Here is a 17,525-nt window from a genome sequence, read left to right on the forward strand (position 1 = left end):
CTGAGAGGCCGGGCCGCGCCAATCAGGTCTGCGTGCCCGCGCCCGGCACCGGCTGCTCCTCGCGGGGCAGCGTCAGCATGCCGCTGTTGTAGCTGTATTCGTACACCTCGCCATAGCGGCCCCATTCGATGCCCAGCGTCAGCACGCGCTCGGCCTCGTCCGGCTTGAGGAAAGCTTCGAGCTCGCGCAGCACATGCTCCTCGCGGATCTCGCCGTCCTCGGACTGCTCCAGTTCGCGGCGGATATGCGCGGCCAGTGCCACGTGCTGCAGCAACTGCTTGCCGAACAACACCTTGCGCTCGGGCGGCTCCGTCTCGTAGTACGCGCGGCCCAGGCCGGTGGCGCTGATGTCGCCTCGCTCGATGGTGGCCAGTTGCAGCAGGTGCAGCGCTTCGCAGGCCGGGAGCAGGTCATCGTCGGTGAGCCCGGCTTCCTCTGCCAGGTGCGGCAGGTCGGCCCTGCCGAAAAAGGGTGCTTCGCACAGCAGGTCGAGAATGGCCTCCATCTGGCTGATGTCAGCGTCCGGCAAGCGGTAGCCGATATCGCGCGCGGCTGCGAGCGCGGTGACGCGCGGGCCCATCGCCGCGGGCGACGTCATCAGTGTGTAGACCTCGTCGATCAGCCCGCGCACCTGGGAAGAGTCGCGGTTGCGCGGGCGTGGGAACGGGATCTTCACCTCGGCGCGGATACGGCCCGGGTCGCTCGACAGGATCACGATGCGGTCGGCCATCATCACCGCCTCTTCGATATTGTGCGAGACGATCAGGATGCACTTGATATTGGTGCGGCCGTCTTCCCACAGGTCGAGCATTTCGTCGCGCAGGGTCTCGCCGGTCAGCACGTCGAGCGCGGAGAAGGCCTCGTCCATCAGCAGCAGGTCGGGTTCGGTCACCAGCGCACGGGCAATGCCCACGCGCTGGCGCATGCCGCCGGAGAGCTCGCGCGGCAGCGCGCTGTTGAAGCCCGACAGGCCGATCATGTCGATCGCCGCCTCGGCCCGGCGCGCGCGTTCTTCCTTGTGCACGCCCTGGGCTTCCAGCCCGAGCTCCACGTTTTGCTGCACGGTGAGCCAGGGAAACAGCGCGAACGACTGGAATACCATGGCGATGCCTTCGGCGGTGCCACGCAGCGGCTGGCCGCGAAAGCGCACCTCGCCGCGATCGGCGCCGACCAGGCCGGCCATGATGCGCAGCAGGGTGGACTTGCCCGAGCCGGACTTGCCCAGCATGGCGACGATCTCGCCGCGCTTGAGGGTCAGGTCCACGCCTTCGAGCACGGCGCGGTCCGAGCGGTCCGCGGTGCGGAAGATTTTCGAGACGCCGCGCAGCTCTACTACGGATTCGGTTGCGTCTGCGGTGGGGCTTGCCATGATGGAGTTCCGTTCAGATTCAGGGCTTCAAATGGGTGGCGTATTGGGTGCGCATGGCCGCACAGGGCGGCATAGGGCGGCATAGGGCGGCTCAAAGACGCGTGCGTTCCTGCGCCAGCAGGTAGAGGCGGTTCCACAGCAGGCGGTTGAAGCCCACCACGAAGATCGCCATCACGCCGATGCCCAGCGCAATGCGGGGAAAGTCGCCCTTGGAGGTCATCTCCGCGATATAGCTGCCCAGCCCGGTGGCGACCAGCGTGCGGTCGCCCCAGGTGACGTATTCGGACACGATACTCGCATTCCACGAGCCGCCGGCCGCGGTCACCAGGCCGGTCAGCAGGCTGGGAAACACCGCAGGGACCAGAAAGCGCTTCCACAGCAGCCAGCCGCGCAGGCCAAAGTTGCGCGCGGCCAGCTTGAGTTCGGTGGGGATGCCGGACGCGCCGGCAATCACATTGAACAGGATGTACCACTGCGTGCCGAAAATCATCAGCGGGCTGAGCCAGATCTCCGGGTTCAGCCCGAAGCGCACGATCAGCATCACCACCAGCGGGAACATCAGGTTGGCCGGGAAGGCGGCCAGGAACTGCGCCACCGGCTGGGCGACGCGCGCCACCTTGGGGTTCAGGCCGATGCGGATGCCAATCGGTACCCAGATCACCGCGGCCAGCGCGATCAGCACGATCACCCGCACCATGGTCAGCGTGCCCAGCCACAGCACATGGCCCACTTCGGCCCAGCCCACCTCGGTGCGCACGAAGTGCATCACGCGATACAGCGCCAGCATGGCAATCACGATGATGATGACGTTGCCGGCGCGTTCGATCCACATGGCGCGCCGGCCATCGTTGGCCTTCGGCGCCACCGCCTTGCGCCCGGATCCCCAGGCCAGCGTGCGTTCGGCCAGCGCCGCCGTGCGGCCCAGCAGCACGCGTACCCATTCCGAGCGGCGCAGCAGGTTGAGCAGCCACGATTGCGGTTCGGTCTCCTGCGCCATGGTCTCGAAGCGGAAGCGGTCGGCCCAGGCAATCAACGGCCGGAACAGCAACTGGTCATAGAGGATGATGCCGATCAGCATGGCCAGGATGGCCCAGCCGATCGCCGCCAGGTTCTGCTGCTGGATCGCCAGCGAGATGTAGGAGCCGATACCCGGCAGGCGGATGTCGTTGCCAGACACCGAGATGGCTTCCGACGCCACCACGAAGAACCAGCCGCCGGACATCGACATCATCATGTTCCACAGCAGGCCCGGCATGGCGAAAGGCACTTCGAGGCGCCAGAACTTCTGCCACGGAGAGAGCCGGAACATGGCTGCCGCTTCCACCAGGTCGGTCGGGATGGTGCGGATCGACTGGTAGAGGCTGAACGCCATGTTCCAGGCCTGCGAGGTGAAGATGGCGAAGATGGCGGCGCATTCCACCCCGACCAGGCTCCCGGGGAACAGCGCGATGAAGCCGGTCACGGTGATCGACAGGAAGCCCAGCACCGGGATCGACTGCAGGATGTCCAGCGCCGGCACCATCACTTTCTCGGCGGTGCGGTTCTTGGAGGCGAGCGCCGCGAAGGCGAAGGAGAACAGCAGCGAGGCGCCCAGCGCAATCATCATGCGGATGCTGGTGCGCATGAGGTAGTAGGGCAGGTAGGCGATGTCCAGGTGCACATCCAGCGGCTCACCGGGCTGGTAGGGCACGTTCATCTGGCGGGCGGCAAAGGCCACCAGCACGATCACCGCCAGGATGATGGGCAGCAGCGCCAGGTCGAAGCGGTTCGGCGGCGCGGTCAGCAGCTGGCTGGCGTAGCCACGGGAAGTGACCGAGCTGGCCTGGTCGTGTTCGGCTTGCTGCATTATCTTGGCAGTGGAAACGTTGGCTGCGGTTGCCGTATGGGCCGTATGGGCCGGGTGGGGCCGGGCGGTCCGCGGGCCTGGATGGATCGGATCAGTGGTGCCAGCCAGCGCGTGGGCGCCTTGCGCTACGCTGGCTCAGGTCATGAACAGGGTTTTCGGGTTGTCGACAGGGCGCGCCTTGCGCGTTGTTGTGCTGCGGACGTTACCTGCATGGGCCTGCCCTTACTGGTAACGCTTTGCATGGCGGTCTAGTTTACCTGTTATGCGTGTCGTAACCGTTTCAACGGATGTTTCGGCGCTCGCGCGCGGCAAGGGGAAGCCAGATGGAAACATGGCACATCGTGGTCAAGGGGAGGGTGCAGGGCGTGGGCTACCGTGTGGCCTGCGCGGGGCAGGCCGGGGCGCTCGGCATCAACGGCTGGGTGCGCAACCGGCACGATGGCTCGGTCGAGGTCATGGCCTATGGGCCGCCGGATCGGCTGGAGGCCTTTTGCAACTGGATGCGGCGCGGGCCGCCCGATGCGCAGGTCAACGCGCTGGTGGCGTTGCCCGGCGCGGGAGAGTTCGAGGACTTCGACTGCCTGCCGACCGCTTGAGGCGTGTCCGGCAGGCAGGCGGCTGCCCGGCGGCTCAGGTGGCGCGCCAGTCCACCGGCGCGGCGCCGTGCCGTTGCAGCCAATCGTTGGCCAGCCGGAAGTGCCCGCAGCCCAGGAAACCCCGGTGTGCCGACAACGGTGACGGATGCGGCGCTTCCAGCACGCAGTGCGTGCCGGCCAGCAAGGGCTTCTTGGCTTGCGCGTGGCTGCCCCACAACAGGAAGACCAGGTGCGGGCGCGCGGCGGACAAGGCCTGGATCAGGCAGTCGGTCACCGCTTCCCAGCCGCGCCTGGCGTGGCTGGCGGCCTGGCCTTGCTCCACCGTCAGCACGGTGTTGAGCAGCAGCACGCCCTGGCGCGCCCAGCCTTCGAGATTGCCGGAGGCTGGCACGGCGCCGCCTTCATACTCCGCGGCGATTTCCTTGAAGATGTTGCGCAGGCTGGGCGGCACGCGCACGCCGTCCGGCACCGAGAAGGCCAGGCCATGCGCCTGCGGAATCTCGCTGCCGTTGACCACGCCGGTGCCGTGATACGGGTCCTGGCCAAGGATGACCACCTTGACGGTCTCGGGCGGCGTCAGGTGCAAGGCGTGGAACACGTCATGCGGAAAGACCGGCTTGCCGCTGGCGCGCTCGCCGTCGACGAAGGCGGCCAGCTCCTGCCAGCCGGCGGTGTTCATGCAGGGGGCCAGCAATGCGCGCCAGGCCGCAGGCAGCGCGGCGGCTTGCTCCAGCAGGCTGGCGGCGGCCGGGGCAGGCGCGGTGGCGTTTTCGGTTTCGGCTGCGGCAACGGCCGGGGCCGCGAACAGGTCGGCCTGTGCGCTGTTGTGCTTGGTCATGCTGGAGGAGTACCTGGTTTTTTTGGAGGGGCGAGAGGGCGCGGCGTGCCAGCTCAGGCGCGGCCGGCACCGGCGGCGAGCCGATAGCCGCGCGCGGCCTTGCTCTGGTCGGACGGCTTGAGGGGCGCAACGTGCTGCAGGCGCAGCGCCAGCGCACGCAGCGCGGCTTCGGCCTGTGCTTGCGTGGGAGCCTGGCCGGCGGCGCCAGGCAGCCACTCGAGCTCCAGTTCCTGGATCGTCTCTTGCGCGGCGCTTCCCGGCGCTGAAATCGTCCCGGCGTCGAGCGCGGCCTCGATGCGCACCCCGTCCTGCTCCACCAGCCAGGTGCGCCGCGCGAAATCGGTGCGGAATACCGGTGCCAGGGTTGCGGCCAGTGGCGCCAGCAGGGCGCGCGCCTCGGGCGGGAAGGCGTCCAGCTCGATGGCTTCGGCAGCCACCCTGGTTTCCCACTCGTGGCGGGCGGCCAGCCCGGCTTCGCTCTTGCCGGCCGTCTTCAGTGTCTGCAGCCATTGCTCGCCGCGGCGGCGCAGCCGCAGGGCGGCGCGTGCGCTGGCGAGGTCGCGCGCGGGCGTGTCAAGGTAGACGTTGAGCAGCGTATGCTCGCCGCGCGGCTGTCCCTGTGCATCCAGCCAGGCCGCCAGCGCCGGCATGGCACCGTCCGGCACCGCCAGCTTGAGTTCGATTTCCTGGGCCATTGTGATTGTGGTTTTATGTTTCCCGCTCAGGCGAACAGGCGAGCCAGCTCGACACCCGGGTCGGGCGCGCGCATGAAGGCCTCGCCCACCAGGAAGGCGTGCACATTGGCGTCACGCATGCGGTGCACGTCGTCCGGGCCGATGATGCCGGATTCGGTCACCACCAGGCGGTCGTCGGGAATGCGCGGCAGCAGGTCCAGCGTGTTGTCGAGCGATACCTCGAAGGTCCGCAGGTTGCGGTTGTTCACGCCCAGCAGCGGCGTTTTCAGGCGCAGCGCGGCGTCGAGCTCTTCGCCGCCGTGCACTTCCACCAGCACGTCCATGCCCAGCTCATGCGCGCAGGCTTCCAGTTCGGCCATCAGGCCCGGGTCCAGCGCGGACACGATCAGCAGGATGGCGTCGGCGCCCCAGCAGCGCGCTTCATAGACCTGGTACAGATCAATCATGAAGTCCTTGCGCAAGGCCGGCAACGGGCAGGCGCCGCGGGCGCGCTTGAGGAATTCGGCGTGGCCCTGGAAGAAGTTCACGTCCGTCAGGACGGAAAGGCAGGCCGCGCCATGCGTGGCGTAGCTCTCGGCAATGGCCTCCGGCACGAAGTTCGCGCGCAGCACGCCCTTGGAGGGCGAGGCTTTCTTCACCTCGGCGATCACCCCGGCGTTGCCGGCGGCGATCTTCTCGCGCAGCGCGCGTTCGAAGCCACGCGGCGCCAGGCCCGGCTCGGCGCGCAGGCTCTCGGCCTCGGCGCGCAGGCTGGGCAGGTCGCGCTTCTTGCGCGCCGCGTTCACTTCGTCGGCCTTCACGGCCAGGATTTTCTGCAGGATATCGGACATGCGGTAATTCTCTCGCGGGGCTGGATGGCTCTGGCTTACTTGAACTGCTGCGTGGCGCGCACGAACTGGTCGAGCTTCTCGCGCGCCGCGCCGCTGGCGATGGCCTCGCGCGCGCGCTGGATGCCGTCCTCGATCGAGCTGGCCACATTGGCCGCGTACAGCGCCGTGCCGGCGTTGAGCGTGACGATCTCGCGCGGGGTGCCAGGCACATCGGTGAGCGCTTCCAGCAGCATTTCCTTGGACTCGGTGGCATCGGCCACCTTCAAGCCGCGGTTCGAGATCATCTGCAGGCCGAAATCCTCGGGGTGGACTTCGTACTCGCGCACTTCGCCGTCCTTGAGTTCGCCCACCAGCGTGGCGGCGCCCAGCGAGACCTCATCCATGCCGTCCTTGCCGTAGACCACCAGCGCATGGCGCGCGCCCAGGCGCTGCATCACGCGTACCTGGATGCCGACCAGGTCGGGGTGGAACACGCCCATCAGGATATTGGGCGCGTCGGCCGGGTTGGTCAGCGGGCCCAGGATATTGAAGATGGTGCGCACGCCCATTTCCTTGCGGATCGGGGCGACGTTCTTCATGGCCGGGTGATGGGTAGGGGCGAACATGAAGCCGATGCCGGTCTGCTCGATGCATTGCCCGACCTGCTCTGGCGTCAGCATGATGTTCACGCCCAGCGCTTCCAGCACGTCGGCGCTGCCCGACTTGGAGCTCACGCCACGGTTGCCGTGCTTGGCAATACGCGCGCCGGCAGCGGACGCCACGAACATCGACGCGGTGGAAATATTGAACGTGTGTGAGCCGTCGCCGCCGGTGCCGACGATGTCGACGAAGTTCTCGCGGTCCTTGACGGGCACCTTGTTGGCGAACTCGCGCATCACCTGCGCCGCCGCCGAGATCTCGCCGATGGTCTCCTTCTTGACCCGCAGGCCGGTCAGGATGGCCGCGGCCATCACCGGCGACATCTGGCCCTGCATGATCTGCCGCATCAGGTGCAGCATCTCGTCATGGAAGATCTCGCGGTGTTCGATGCAGCGGGTGAGGGCTTCCTGGGGCGTGATGGACATGGCGGTCTCGGTCTTTGCGTTGGTGTGGGCCGCGCCAGGGACCGGCGCGTTCGGCGTATCGAGCAGTCTCATCGGGGCGCCTTGACGAAGTTGGCCAGCAGCGCATGGCCATGCTCTGACAGGATGGACTCGGGGTGGAACTGCACCCCCTCGATGGCGAGCGTCTTGTGGCGCACGCCCATGATTTCGCCATCCGGTGTCCAGGCCGTCACTTCCAGGCAATCCGGCAAGGTCTCGCGCTCGATCGCCAGGGAATGATAGCGCGTCACGTCGAAGTGCTTGGGCAGGCCGGCGAACACGCCTTCCTGCGTGGTCTCGATGCGGCTGACCTTGCCGTGCATGACCTGCTTGGCGCGGATCACCTTGCCGCCGAAGGCTTCGCCGATGGCCTGGTGGCCCAGGCACACGCCCAGCATCGGGATGCGGCCGGCAAAGTGCTGCAGCACTGCCACGGAAATGCCGGCTTCACGCGGGCTGCACGGGCCGGGCGAGACGCAGATATGGTCGGGCTTGAGCGCCTCGATCTCTTCCAGCGTGATTTCGTCGTTGCGATAGGTGCGCACGTCGGCGCCGAGTTCGCCGAAATATTGCACGATGTTGTAGGTAAACGAATCGTAGTTGTCGATCATCAGCAGCATGGCGGTTCCCCTGTTCCCTTTACCTTAGATATCCGAGTCCAGGCCGTCCTGGACCTGCTCGGCGGCGCGGATCACGGCACGCGCCTTGGCTTCGGTTTCCCTCCATTCGGCTTCGGGGTCCGAGTCCGCCACGATGCCGGCGGCGGCCTGCACATAGAGATTGCCGTCCTTGACGATGCCGGTACGGATCGCAATGGCCAGGTCCATCTCGCCGCCGAAGGACAGGTAGCCCACCGCGCCGCCGTAGATGCCGCGCTTGCGCGGCTCCAGCTCGTCGATGATCTCCATCGCGTGCACCTTGGGCGCGCCCGACAGCGTGCCGGCCGGGAAGGTGGCGCGCAGCACGTCGAGATTGCTCATGCCGGGCTTGAGCGTGCCTTCCACCGAGCTGACGATGTGCTGCACGTGGGAGTATTTCTCGATCACCATCTGGTCGGTGACCTTGACCGAGCCGATCTCGGCGATGCGGCCAATGTCGTTGCGCGCCAGGTCGATCAGCATCACGTGCTCGGCGATTTCCTTGGGATCGTTGAGCAGCTCGGTGGCCAGTTGCGCGTCCTTCTCCGGCGTGTTGCCGCGCGCACGGGTACCGGCCAGCGGGCGGATGGTGACGATGTGATCCTCGCGCTGGTCGCCGTTGCTGCCCACGCGGCGAGTTTCCTGGCGCACCAGGATCTCGGGCGAGGCCCCCACGATCTGGAAGTCGCCGAAGTTGTAGAAGTACATGTAAGGCGACGGGTTCAGCGAGCGCAGCGCGCGGTACAGGGTCAGCGGGGAGTCGCGGTACGGCTTGACCAGGCGCTGGCCGATCTGTACCTGCATCATGTCGCCAGCCATGATGTATTCCTTGGCCTTGTGCACGGCGGCGAGGTAGTCGGCCTTCTCGAATTCGCGGTAGACGTCGGTTTGCACCGAGGGGCTGGTGATGGGCACGTCCACCGGCTGGCGCAGCTTCATGCGCAGCTCGCGCAGGCGCTGGCGGGCGCGGGCGTAGGCTTCCGGCGTGGTCGGGTCGGCGTAGACGATCAGGTAAAGCTTGCCGGACAGGTTGTCGATCACGGCCAGCTCTTCGCACAGCAGCAGCTGGATGTCGGGCAGGTTCAGGTCGTCCGGCTTTTGCGTGTTGGCGAGCTTCTTCTCGATATAACGCACCGTGTCGTAGCCGAAGTAGCCGGCCAGGCCGCCGCAAAAGCGCGGCAGGCCGGGGCGCAGCGCCACCTTGAAGCGCTTCTCGAAGTCGGCGATGAAGTCGAGCGGGTTGCCTTCGTGGGTTTCCACCACGCGGCCATCGGTGACCACTTCGGTGCGCATGCCCGAGGCGCGCAGCAGCGTACGGGCGTGCAGGCCGATGAACGAGTAGCGTCCGAAGCGCTCGCCGCCCACCACGGACTCCAGCAAGAAGGTGTTGACCCCGCGCGTTTGCGATTGCGCCAGCTTCAGGTACAGCGACAGCGGCGTTTCCAGGTCGGCGAAGGCTTCAGTGATCAGGGGGATACGGTTGTAGCCCTGCTCGGCCAGCGATTTGAATTCCAGTTCGGTCATGTCGATCCTCTTGTGCAGCGGCGCCTGTCGTTTCAGTATGGCGCACGTCGCGATGTCGGCAACTTGGGGCTGGAAGGTCGTCAGACCCGCCCCGGAGAGACCATGGCGCGGACGAGTGTCCACGCACGGCCGGGGTGGGCGTGCAGCGCGTTCGGATGACACCGGCACAAGGGCTGGATGTCGGGCGGCTGGAAAATCAGAGAAGGTCCGGCAACCTGCCGGTCTGGCCGGCCCCATCCTGGTGCGGATGCATCGCGGGGGATGCGGGAAGGGGCGGTCAGGAGACTCGCGAACGCACTTTACGCCTGTTGGGAGGCGCGCCAGCGACGCCAGGGCCAGGCCTGCCGATCACTGCCAGAAGAGATGCGTTTGCGGTTCAGAAACATGAAATCGTGTTCAGCGATTTATGGTTTGGATGTCGGGTGGTGCTTTTGGCTTCGGCGGCCTTGCGGCCGCCGGGGTCATGCCCGGTGTGCCGCCAACAGATCGGCAACGCGAACAATGGAATCGACTATACCATCGGCGTCAACGCCTTGTACAGGATTGCCGTGGTTGTAGCCGTAGGGCACAAGCAGCACCCCCATGCCCGCCGCGCGGGCTGCCTGCGCATCGTTTTCCGAGTCGCCGATCGCGGCCATTTCGGCCGGCTCCAGGCGGAATGCCTCGGCTACCTTGAGCAGGGGCAGGGGATCCGGCTTGCGCAGGGCGAAGGCGTCGCCGCCATAGACCAGCTCGAAGAACCGGCCCAGGCCGGTCTTGGCCAGCAGCGGCTCGGTGAAGCCATGCGGCTTGTTGGTCACGCAGGCCATCCGAAGGCCAACTGCCTTCAGGGCCGCCAGGCCTTCGGCGACGCCGGGGTAGACCTGCGAGAACTGACCGTTGATGCGCAGGTATTCGCGGTCGTACAGCGCCAGCGCATCGGCAAACATGCCGTTGGCGTGGGCCGGCGGGAAGCGCGCATCCAGCACGCGCCGGATCAGGTTCTCCGAGCCCTTGCCGACGAAGCTGACGATCTCTTCCTTGCTCATCGGCGCGGTGTTGCCAAGCTGCGGATGCAGGTGGACCAGCGCCTTGAGCATGGCATTGACCGCCGCGTGGAAGTCGCCGGCAGTGTCCACCATGGTGCCGTCCAGGTCCACGATGACACCGCGGATGCCGCGCCAGTCGGTGCGCTTCATCTGCGCCGAGCTCATTGGCCTGCCTTGCCGACCTTGGCCAGCTCGCTGCGCATGGCCGACAGCACGCCCTTGTAGCCGCCGTCGGCGTCCGGCTTGCTGAACACGGCGGAACCGGCGACAAACGTGTCGGCCCCCGCCGCGGCGATCTCGGCGATGTTGTCGATCTTCACGCCACCGTCCACTTCCAGCAGGATGCGGCGTCCGGTGCGCTCGGCGTACGCGTCGATGCGCTTGCGGGCTGCGCGCAGCTTGTTGAGCGTCTCGGGAATGAAGGACTGGCCGCCGAAGCCGGGGTTGACCGACATCAGCAGGATCACGTCGATGCGGTCCATCACGTGGTCCAGGTGGTGCAGCGGCGTGGCCGGGTTGAACACCAGGCCGGCCTGGCAGCCGTGTTCGCGGATCAGCGCCAGGGAGCGGTCGATATGCTCGCTGGCTTCCGGGTGGAAGGTGATGATATTGGCGCCTGCCTTGGCGAAGTCCGGAATGATGCGGTCCACCGGGCGCACCATCAGGTGCACGTCGATCGGGGCGGTCACGTGGGGGCGGATCGCCTCGCACACCAGCGGGCCCACGGTCAGGTTCGGCACGTAATGGTTGTCCATCACGTCGAAATGGATCCAGTCGGCGCCGTCCGCGGTCACGCGCCGCACTTCCTCGCCCAGGCGGGCAAAGTCGGCGGACAGGATGGACGGGGCGATGCGGTAGGTGGGCGTGCTCATGGCGGGGCTCGAAAGGAGGGTGCTTCAAGGGGGAAGCCGGTATTTTACCCTCCCAGCGCGGGGCGCCGCTGCCACCGGACAGGCAGCTTGCGGCGGCTTAGCTTGCCGCCCCCGGAGCCATGCCGCACAATGCGGCTACCCTGATCCCGCCTCTTATGTGTCGACAATGAGCGAATACGCGTTTTCCGTGGCCGTACGTACCCAGTACCTGGCCGACCAGTCCGACCCTGAGCGCGGGCGCCATGCCTTCGCCTACACCATCACGATCCACAATACCGGCGAGGTGGCTGCGCAGCTGATCTCCCGGCACTGGGTCATCACCGATAGCGACAACGGCACCCAGGAAGTGGCTGGCCTTGGCGTGGTCGGGCACCAGCCCCTGCTCAAGCCGGGCGAGCATTTCGAGTACACCAGCTGGGCCACGATCTCGACCCCGGTGGGCTCGATGAAGGGAGAGTATTTCTGCGTGGCCGAGGATGGCCATCGCTTCGAGGTGCCGATCCCCGAGTTTGCGCTGGTCCTGCCGCGCATGTTGCACTGAGACGTTGTACTGAACGCGGCGGAACCTATTGGCCCGAAGCGCTGTCCTGATCCTGTTGGGTACGCGCCGTGCCTTGTCCCGCATTTCCTCCATGGCCCGCGCGCGACGGATGATCGTCCGGCGCGCGGCTGGGGCGCGGGTTCTTCTTGGCCGTGCCCATGGTCCAGACCACGATGAAGATCAGCAGGAAGAGCGCCAGTCCGGCCTCGAGGGCGAAGAGCAGCATGGGATGGGCTTCGAAGAACTTGCTCATGACAGGGCTACGTGGAGGCGACGGTGGGCATTGTAGGTCATCGGCAGATGCGTCCGGCCGCGATACGCTGAGTTTTCACCCAATCAAGATGGCATACCTGCATTCCCTTTTCCGACTTCCTTTTTCGTCTTCCCGCATCGCGTCGGGACGGGCAAGTCCCGCTGCCAGCGGCCGCCGGCTCGGCTGGCTCGGGCTTGCCGCCGCCGCCACGCTGCTGGCCGGCTGCATGAGCGGCCCGCCGCCCCGCATCGAAGGCCCGGGCACCCGGCCCGTGGCGCCGCCGACCGGTTCCACCCAGAAGGGCGTGCTGCAAGCCGCCAGCTGGGGCGAGATCGGCGGCTGGAGCCAGGACGACATGCGCGCCGCCTGGCCGGCGCTGCAGGCCAGTTGCCAGGCCCTGAAGAAGCGCGCCGAGTGGAACCGCGTCTGCGCGCTCGGCCTGATGGTCGATGCCGGCGACCTGGGCGCAATGCGCGCCTACTTCGAATCCAACTTCCAGCCCTTTCGCGTCGTCAACGGCGACGGCACCGATAGCGGGCTGATCACCGGCTACTACGAGCCGATCCTGCACGGCGCACGCACGCGCCAGGGACAGTACCAGGTCCCGCTGTATCGCAAGCCGCCCCAATGGGGCAACCGGGCGCTGCCGGCACGCGGCGAACTGCTGCAGAACCCGGCCCTGCGCGGCCAGGAACTGGTCTGGGTCGATGATCCCGTGGAAGCCGCGTTCCTGCAGATCCAGGGCTCCGGCCGGATCCGCCTGCAGGACGGCAGCGTCATGCGGGTGGGCTTCGGCGGCACCAACGACCAGCCGTTCCGCTCCTTCGGCAAGTGGTTGCTCGACCGCGGCGAGATCACGCCGGCGCAGGCCACCATGCAAGGCATCAAGGCCTGGGCGCGGGCCAACCCGGGGCGCGTGGATGAAATGCTCAATGTGAACCCGCGCTTCGTGTTCTTCCGCGAACTGCCGCCTAATAACGACGGCCCGGTCGGCGCGCTGGGCGTGCCGCTGACAGCCGAGCGCTCCATCGCGGTCGATCCCGCCACCATCCCGCTGGGCGTGCCGGTCTTCCTCTCGACCACGCGGCCGCTGTCGTCCGAGCCGATCCAGCGCTTGATGTTCGCGCAGGATACGGGCTCCGCCATCAAGGGCGGGGTGCGGGCCGACTTCTTCTGGGGGGCTGGCGATGCGGCAGGCGAGGCCGCCGGACGGATGAAGCAGGGCGGGCGCATGTGGGTGCTGATGCCGCGCAGCTAGGGCATGAAAGCAAGGGCCGGCCATTCCTTGGCCGGCCCTTGCTGCCTCTGCACGTTCAGCGCTTCAGCGCGGGCGCTGGTCGACGATGCGCCGCGCCTTGCCCACCGAGCGCTCCACGCCGCCGCTAGGCAGGATCTCGATGCCAACGGTGACGCCGATAAAGGCCTTGATGTCGTAGGTCAGCTGGGCACTGGCCTGATGCGTGGCCGCCGGGTCGACGCCATGTGCGCATTCCACGCGCACGGTCAGCACATCGAGATGGCCATCCTTGGTCAGCACGCATTGGTAGTGCGGCGCCAGTTCGGCGTGCTTGAGGATCAACTCCTCGATCTGCGAGGGGAACACGTTGACGCCCCGGATGATCATCATGTCGTCGGTGCGGCCAGTCACTTTCTCCATGCGGCGGAAGGCGCCGCGGGCGCTGCCGGGCAGCAGCCGCGTGAGATCCCGGGTCCTGTAACGGACGATCGGCAGGGCCTCCTTGGACAGCGACGTAAAAACCAGCTCGCCGAATTCGCCGTCGGGCAGCACCTCGCCGGTGAGGGGATCGATCACCTCCGGGTAGAAATGATCCTCCCAGATGGTCGGGCCATCCTTGGTCTGTGCGCACTCGCTGGCCACGCCCGGCCCCATGACTTCCGACAGCCCGTAAATATCCACAGCCGAGATGCCCATGCGCTTCTCGATGGCCAGGCGCATCTCGGGCGTCCACGGTTCCGCGCCGAAGATGCCGACCTTGAGGGAGCTGGCGGTCGGGTCGATGCCCTGGCGCTCGAACTCGTCGGCGATGGCCAGCATGTAGCTGGGCGTGACCATGATCACTTCCGGCTTGAAGTCCTGAATCAGCTGCACCTGCCGCTCGGTCTGGCCGCCACCGAACGGGATCGCGGTGAGCCCTGCCTTTTCCACGCCATAGTGCGCGCCGAGTCCGCCTGTAAAGAGCCCATAGCCGTAGCTGATATGCACCTTGTCGCCGCGCCGCGCGCCGGCCGCGCGGATCGAGCGCGCCACCACCGTGGCCCAGGTGTCGATGTCCTTCAAGGTGTAGCCCACCACCGTGGGCTTGCCGGTTGTGCCCGACGAGGCATGGATGCGCGCCACGCGGTCCTGCGGCACGGCGAACATCCCGAATGGGTAGCTATCGCGCAAGTCCTGCTTGGTGGTGAACGGAAAGCGGGCGAGGTCGGCCAGCGTGCGGATCTGGTTCGGGTGGACGCCGGCGGCATCGAACTTGCGGCGGTAGACCGGCGAGTTCTGATAGGCGTGGTTGAGCGACCATTGCAGGCGTTCCAGTTGCAACGCCTGCAATGCGTCGCGGCTGGCGGTCTCGATCGGCTCGAGCGGCAGATCTGTCAGGCGCGTCATGGTGTCTCCTGCGCGGGGCTTATGTTTGCTTGTATTTGTATGTGTCCGGGCCAGGCATCACTGCGCCGCGTCCGGCGGGGTGACCACATGCCCCTTGATCTGCGCGGACTTGCCGCGGAACATTGCCACCGGCTCGCCGGCGCGGTTGGTCACCCGGATATCGTAGATGCCATGCCGGCCCGACAGGACCTGCTCCGTGGCTTCTGCCGTCAGCACGTCGCCGCCTTGCACGGGTTTGAGGAACTCGATGCTGCAGCCTGCCGCCACCGTATTGATATTGTGGCTGTTGCAGGCGAAGGCAAAGGCCGAGTCGGCCAGCGTGAACATCAGGCCACCGTGGCAGATGCCGTGGCCGTTGAGGAACTCCCGGCGCACCGGCATGGACAAGCGCGCGTAGCCGGGCCGCACGGCCTCGACGCTGATGCCCAGCCAGCGGCTGCAGGTGTCGGCTTCGTACATGCTGGCGGCGGCGCTTTCCGCGAGGGCCTGGGGATTGTGGGTCAAGCTGGTCTCCTGTTGGGGCTGTTGGCTGCGCAGCGCTGCGGGCTGCGGTATTGGCGATCCTATCGCCCGGTGAAGCGCGGCGCGCGTTTTTCCAGGAAGGCGTTCACGCCCTCGGCATAGTCGGGCGACGCGCCCAGCTCACGTTGCAGGTCGCGTTCCAGGTCGAGCTGGGCATCGAGCCCCTGGCTCGCGCCGGCGTACATGGCTTGCTTGATGGCGGCCAGGGCGCGCGTCGGCTGGGCCGCCAGGTGCGTGGCCAGCGCCAGCGCCTGCTCGGGCAACAACGGATCGTCCATTGCCTCCCAGATCAGCCCCCACTTTTCGGCCTCGTCGGCGCTGAGCTTGTCGCCCGTCATGGCCAAGCCCATGGCGCGGGCCATGCCGATGCGCTTGGGCAGCAGCCAGGTGCCGCCAGAATCCGGCACCAGCCCGATCTTGACGAAGGCCTGGATGAAGCTGGCCGAGCGCGCCGCCAGCACCATGTCGCAAGCCAGCGCCAGGTTGGCTCCCGCGCCGGCCGCCGTGCCGTTGACGGCGGCAATCACCGGCAGCGGCAGCTTTTGCAGGCGCCGGATCAGCCGGTTGAACCACACATCGATCAACTCACCCAGGTCGGTCATGGCGCCGGGCGTGAAATCCAGGTCGGCCAGGTCCTGCCCCGCGCAGAAGCCGCGCCCGGCACCGGTCAGCAGCAGGGCGCGGGCGCCGCCGGCCTCCACATGGTCGAGTGCCTGCTGTAGCACGGCGTGCATTTCGCGGGTAAAGCTATTGAGCTTGTCGGGGCGATTCAGCGTGATGACCGCAACCTGGCCATGCCAGGCGAGCAGTATCGGGCCGGAAGTCAGGCTGGCTTGTGGGGGCGTGTCTGGCATCTTTCGTCTCCTGCCATGTCAGTGGAGGCTATGTCCGGCGGCACGCGGTCACTTATATATAAGAGGATCCGGATCGCCGTTTAAATTAACCGACCAGTCGGTCGGCAAATGGTAGCACTAATTTCCGCACGCGAGTATCGTCTCGCAGGGTAACGAATCGATCCACTTTCCGCTTTCCGACTTCCCATTCCAAGAGGAGAACACATGCCGTACGAGAACATTCTGGTCGAAACGCGCGGGCGCGTTGGCCTGGTGACGCTGAATCGCCCCAAGGCCCTGAACGCGCTTAACGACGCGCTGATGGATGAGTTGGGCGTGGCGCTGCTCGCCTTCGACGCCGATGAAGCCATCGGCAGCATCGTGATCACCGGCAGCGAACGCGCTTTTGCCGCAGGCGCCGATATCGGCATGATGGCCAAGTACTCCTATATGGATGTGTACAAGGGCGACTACATCACGCGCAACTGGGAAACGATCCGCCGCATCCGCAAGCCGGTGATCGCGGCTGTGGCCGGCTACGCGCTCGGCGGCGGTTGCGAACTGGCGATGATGTGCGACATCATCATTGCCGCCGATACCGCCCGCTTCGGCCAGCCCGAGGTCAAGCTGGGCACGATGCCCGGCGCCGGCGGCACCCAGCGCCTGCCCCGCGCGGTCTCCAAGGCCAAAGCCATGGACCTGTGCCTGACTTCGCGCATGATGGACGCGGCGGAAGCCGAACGCGCCGGCCTCGTGTCGCGCGTGGTTGCCGCCGACAAGCTGCTCGACGATGCGCTGGCCGCCGCCGAGACCATTGCCGGTTTCTCGTTGCCGGTGGTGATGATGATCAAGGAGTCGATCAACGCGGCTTACGAGACCAGCCTTTCCGAGGGCGTGCACCTGGAGCGCCGTTTGTTCCACTCCACCTTTGCGACGGAAGACCAGAAGGAAGGGATGGCCGCTTTTGTGGAGAAGAGGGCGCCCGATTTCAAGCATCGCTAAAACTTGATAGGTGAATACCCGAGCAGTTTCATCGGGTATTCACCTTTCGGTGCGGCGTAAGCGAGCTGCATTTTCTTTATAGATCAATGGGTTATTCCCGTGCCTTCGGCATGCATCGCATACTCATGTGACAAAACGATTGCCAAGGCCCGGGGAGACGCCTATGATTCGCCCCCTCGCAACACGAAACGCCGCTGCAAAGCAGACGGGACAAGGGTTGCGGGGTTGGCGGGGTGGTTGGCGGCGCGAACGGCGCAGCGAGCTGAAGTAAAAAACCTGTTGACGAAACGATGATCACGCTTCATAATCTCGTTTCTCTGCTGCAGCAAACGCAGCGACGCGGTAAGCAAAGCGAACCGCGGCCAGTTCTTTAACAAACAAACAACCGATAAGTGTGGGCGCTTGATAGCGGATGCGGAAGACTTCGGTCTTT

General features: G+C 66.4%; 18 protein-coding genes. 4 read left to right on the plus strand and 14 right to left on the minus strand.

Annotated features, from left to right (window positions below; translation table 11 throughout):
• Nucleotides 1-22: 22 nt before the first annotated feature.
• A complete protein-coding gene (locus AC1RWI_RS24485) occupies nt 23-1,369 on the minus strand; it encodes an ABC transporter ATP-binding protein (RefSeq protein ID WP_492869296.1) in 1,347 nt (448 codons plus the stop codon).
• A 91-nt stretch (nt 1,370-1,460) separates the two neighbouring features.
• Nucleotides 1,461-3,215: an ABC transporter permease gene (locus tag AC1RWI_RS24490; protein WP_043349948.1), complete on the minus strand. Its 1,755-nt coding sequence runs from the start codon at nt 3,213-3,215 to the stop codon at nt 1,461-1,463.
• Between the two features lie 323 nt (nt 3,216-3,538).
• Between AC1RWI_RS24490 and AC1RWI_RS24495 the strand changes: the two genes are divergently transcribed.
• Nucleotides 3,539-3,811: an acylphosphatase gene (locus tag AC1RWI_RS24495; RefSeq protein WP_043349945.1), complete on the plus strand. Its 273-nt coding sequence runs from the start codon at nt 3,539-3,541 to the stop codon at nt 3,809-3,811.
• Between the two features lie 34 nt (nt 3,812-3,845).
• Here AC1RWI_RS24495 and AC1RWI_RS24500 read toward each other — a convergent pair whose 3' ends face one another.
• The 8 genes from AC1RWI_RS24500 to rpe form a co-directional block, all read right to left on the minus strand.
• Nucleotides 3,846-4,649, minus strand: coding sequence for a uracil-DNA glycosylase (locus tag AC1RWI_RS24500; protein ID WP_043349940.1), 804 nt, complete (start codon nt 4,647-4,649; stop codon nt 3,846-3,848).
• A 53-nt stretch (nt 4,650-4,702) separates the two neighbouring features.
• The gene (locus AC1RWI_RS24505) at nt 4,703-5,344 is read right to left on the minus strand and encodes a CYTH domain-containing protein (RefSeq protein ID WP_492869299.1); all 642 of its coding nucleotides are present in this window, start codon (nt 5,342-5,344) and stop codon (nt 4,703-4,705) included.
• A 26-nt stretch (nt 5,345-5,370) separates the two neighbouring features.
• Nucleotides 5,371-6,174, minus strand: a complete 804-nt coding sequence (gene trpC, locus AC1RWI_RS24510) for an indole-3-glycerol phosphate synthase TrpC (protein ID WP_043349935.1) — start codon at nt 6,172-6,174, stop codon at nt 5,371-5,373.
• Between the two features lie 35 nt (nt 6,175-6,209).
• The gene (gene trpD, locus AC1RWI_RS24515; RefSeq protein WP_043352341.1) at nt 6,210-7,238 is read right to left on the minus strand and encodes an anthranilate phosphoribosyltransferase; all 1,029 of its coding nucleotides are present in this window, start codon (nt 7,236-7,238) and stop codon (nt 6,210-6,212) included.
• 68 nt (nt 7,239-7,306) lie between these two features.
• A complete protein-coding gene (locus tag AC1RWI_RS24520) occupies nt 7,307-7,876 on the minus strand; it encodes an aminodeoxychorismate/anthranilate synthase component II (protein ID WP_006162587.1) in 570 nt (189 codons plus the stop codon).
• Between the two features lie 24 nt (nt 7,877-7,900).
• A complete protein-coding gene (trpE, locus tag AC1RWI_RS24525) occupies nt 7,901-9,418 on the minus strand; it encodes an anthranilate synthase component I (protein WP_043349930.1) in 1,518 nt (505 codons plus the stop codon).
• A gap of 461 nt (nt 9,419-9,879) precedes the next feature.
• On the minus strand, nt 9,880-10,611 hold the full coding sequence (gene gph, locus AC1RWI_RS24530; protein ID WP_492869302.1) for a phosphoglycolate phosphatase: 732 nt from the start codon (nt 10,609-10,611) through the stop codon (nt 9,880-9,882).
• Nucleotides 10,608-11,318, minus strand: a complete 711-nt coding sequence (rpe, locus tag AC1RWI_RS24535) for a ribulose-phosphate 3-epimerase (protein ID WP_006162583.1) — start codon at nt 11,316-11,318, stop codon at nt 10,608-10,610. The genes gph and rpe overlap by 4 nt, the downstream gene beginning before the upstream one ends.
• 166 nt (nt 11,319-11,484) lie before the next feature.
• On the opposite strand from rpe, the gene apaG reads away from it, so the two are divergent.
• Nucleotides 11,485-11,859, plus strand: coding sequence for a Co2+/Mg2+ efflux protein ApaG (gene apaG / locus AC1RWI_RS24540; RefSeq protein WP_006162582.1), 375 nt, complete (start codon nt 11,485-11,487; stop codon nt 11,857-11,859).
• A gap of 25 nt (nt 11,860-11,884) precedes the next feature.
• Here apaG and AC1RWI_RS24545 read toward each other — a convergent pair whose 3' ends face one another.
• Nucleotides 11,885-12,112, minus strand: a complete 228-nt coding sequence (locus AC1RWI_RS24545) for a hypothetical protein (RefSeq protein WP_043349921.1) — start codon at nt 12,110-12,112, stop codon at nt 11,885-11,887.
• Nucleotides 12,113-12,200: 88 nt separating this feature from the next.
• On the opposite strand from AC1RWI_RS24545, the gene mltA reads away from it, so the two are divergent.
• Nucleotides 12,201-13,370: a murein transglycosylase A gene (mltA, locus tag AC1RWI_RS24550; protein WP_043349918.1), complete on the plus strand. Its 1,170-nt coding sequence runs from the start codon at nt 12,201-12,203 to the stop codon at nt 13,368-13,370.
• Nucleotides 13,371-13,433: 63 nt separating this feature from the next.
• Here the strand turns inward: mltA and paaK are convergent, their stop codons facing one another.
• The 3 genes from paaK to paaG are packed head-to-tail and all read right to left on the minus strand — an operon-like array spanning nt 13,434 to nt 16,111.
• Nucleotides 13,434-14,735 carry a phenylacetate--CoA ligase PaaK gene (gene paaK / locus AC1RWI_RS24555; protein WP_043349915.1) on the minus strand — a complete coding sequence of 434 codons (1,302 nt, stop codon included), beginning with the start codon at nt 14,733-14,735 and terminating at the stop codon, nt 13,434-13,436.
• A 57-nt stretch (nt 14,736-14,792) separates the two neighbouring features.
• The gene (paaI, locus tag AC1RWI_RS24560) at nt 14,793-15,239 is read right to left on the minus strand and encodes a hydroxyphenylacetyl-CoA thioesterase PaaI (RefSeq protein ID WP_043349914.1); all 447 of its coding nucleotides are present in this window, start codon (nt 15,237-15,239) and stop codon (nt 14,793-14,795) included.
• Nucleotides 15,240-15,298: 59 nt separating this feature from the next.
• Nucleotides 15,299-16,111, minus strand: a complete 813-nt coding sequence (paaG, locus tag AC1RWI_RS24565; protein ID WP_236701933.1) for a 2-(1,2-epoxy-1,2-dihydrophenyl)acetyl-CoA isomerase PaaG — start codon at nt 16,109-16,111, stop codon at nt 15,299-15,301.
• A gap of 204 nt (nt 16,112-16,315) precedes the next feature.
• Here paaG and AC1RWI_RS24570 point away from each other — a divergent pair, with 204 nt between their 5' ends.
• Nucleotides 16,316-17,092, plus strand: a complete 777-nt coding sequence (locus tag AC1RWI_RS24570; RefSeq protein ID WP_043349911.1) for an enoyl-CoA hydratase — start codon at nt 16,316-16,318, stop codon at nt 17,090-17,092.
• Nucleotides 17,093-17,525: the final 433 nt, after the last annotated feature.

The sequence above is a fragment of the Cupriavidus sp. MPR-AND1C genome (genome assembly GCF_058809705.1).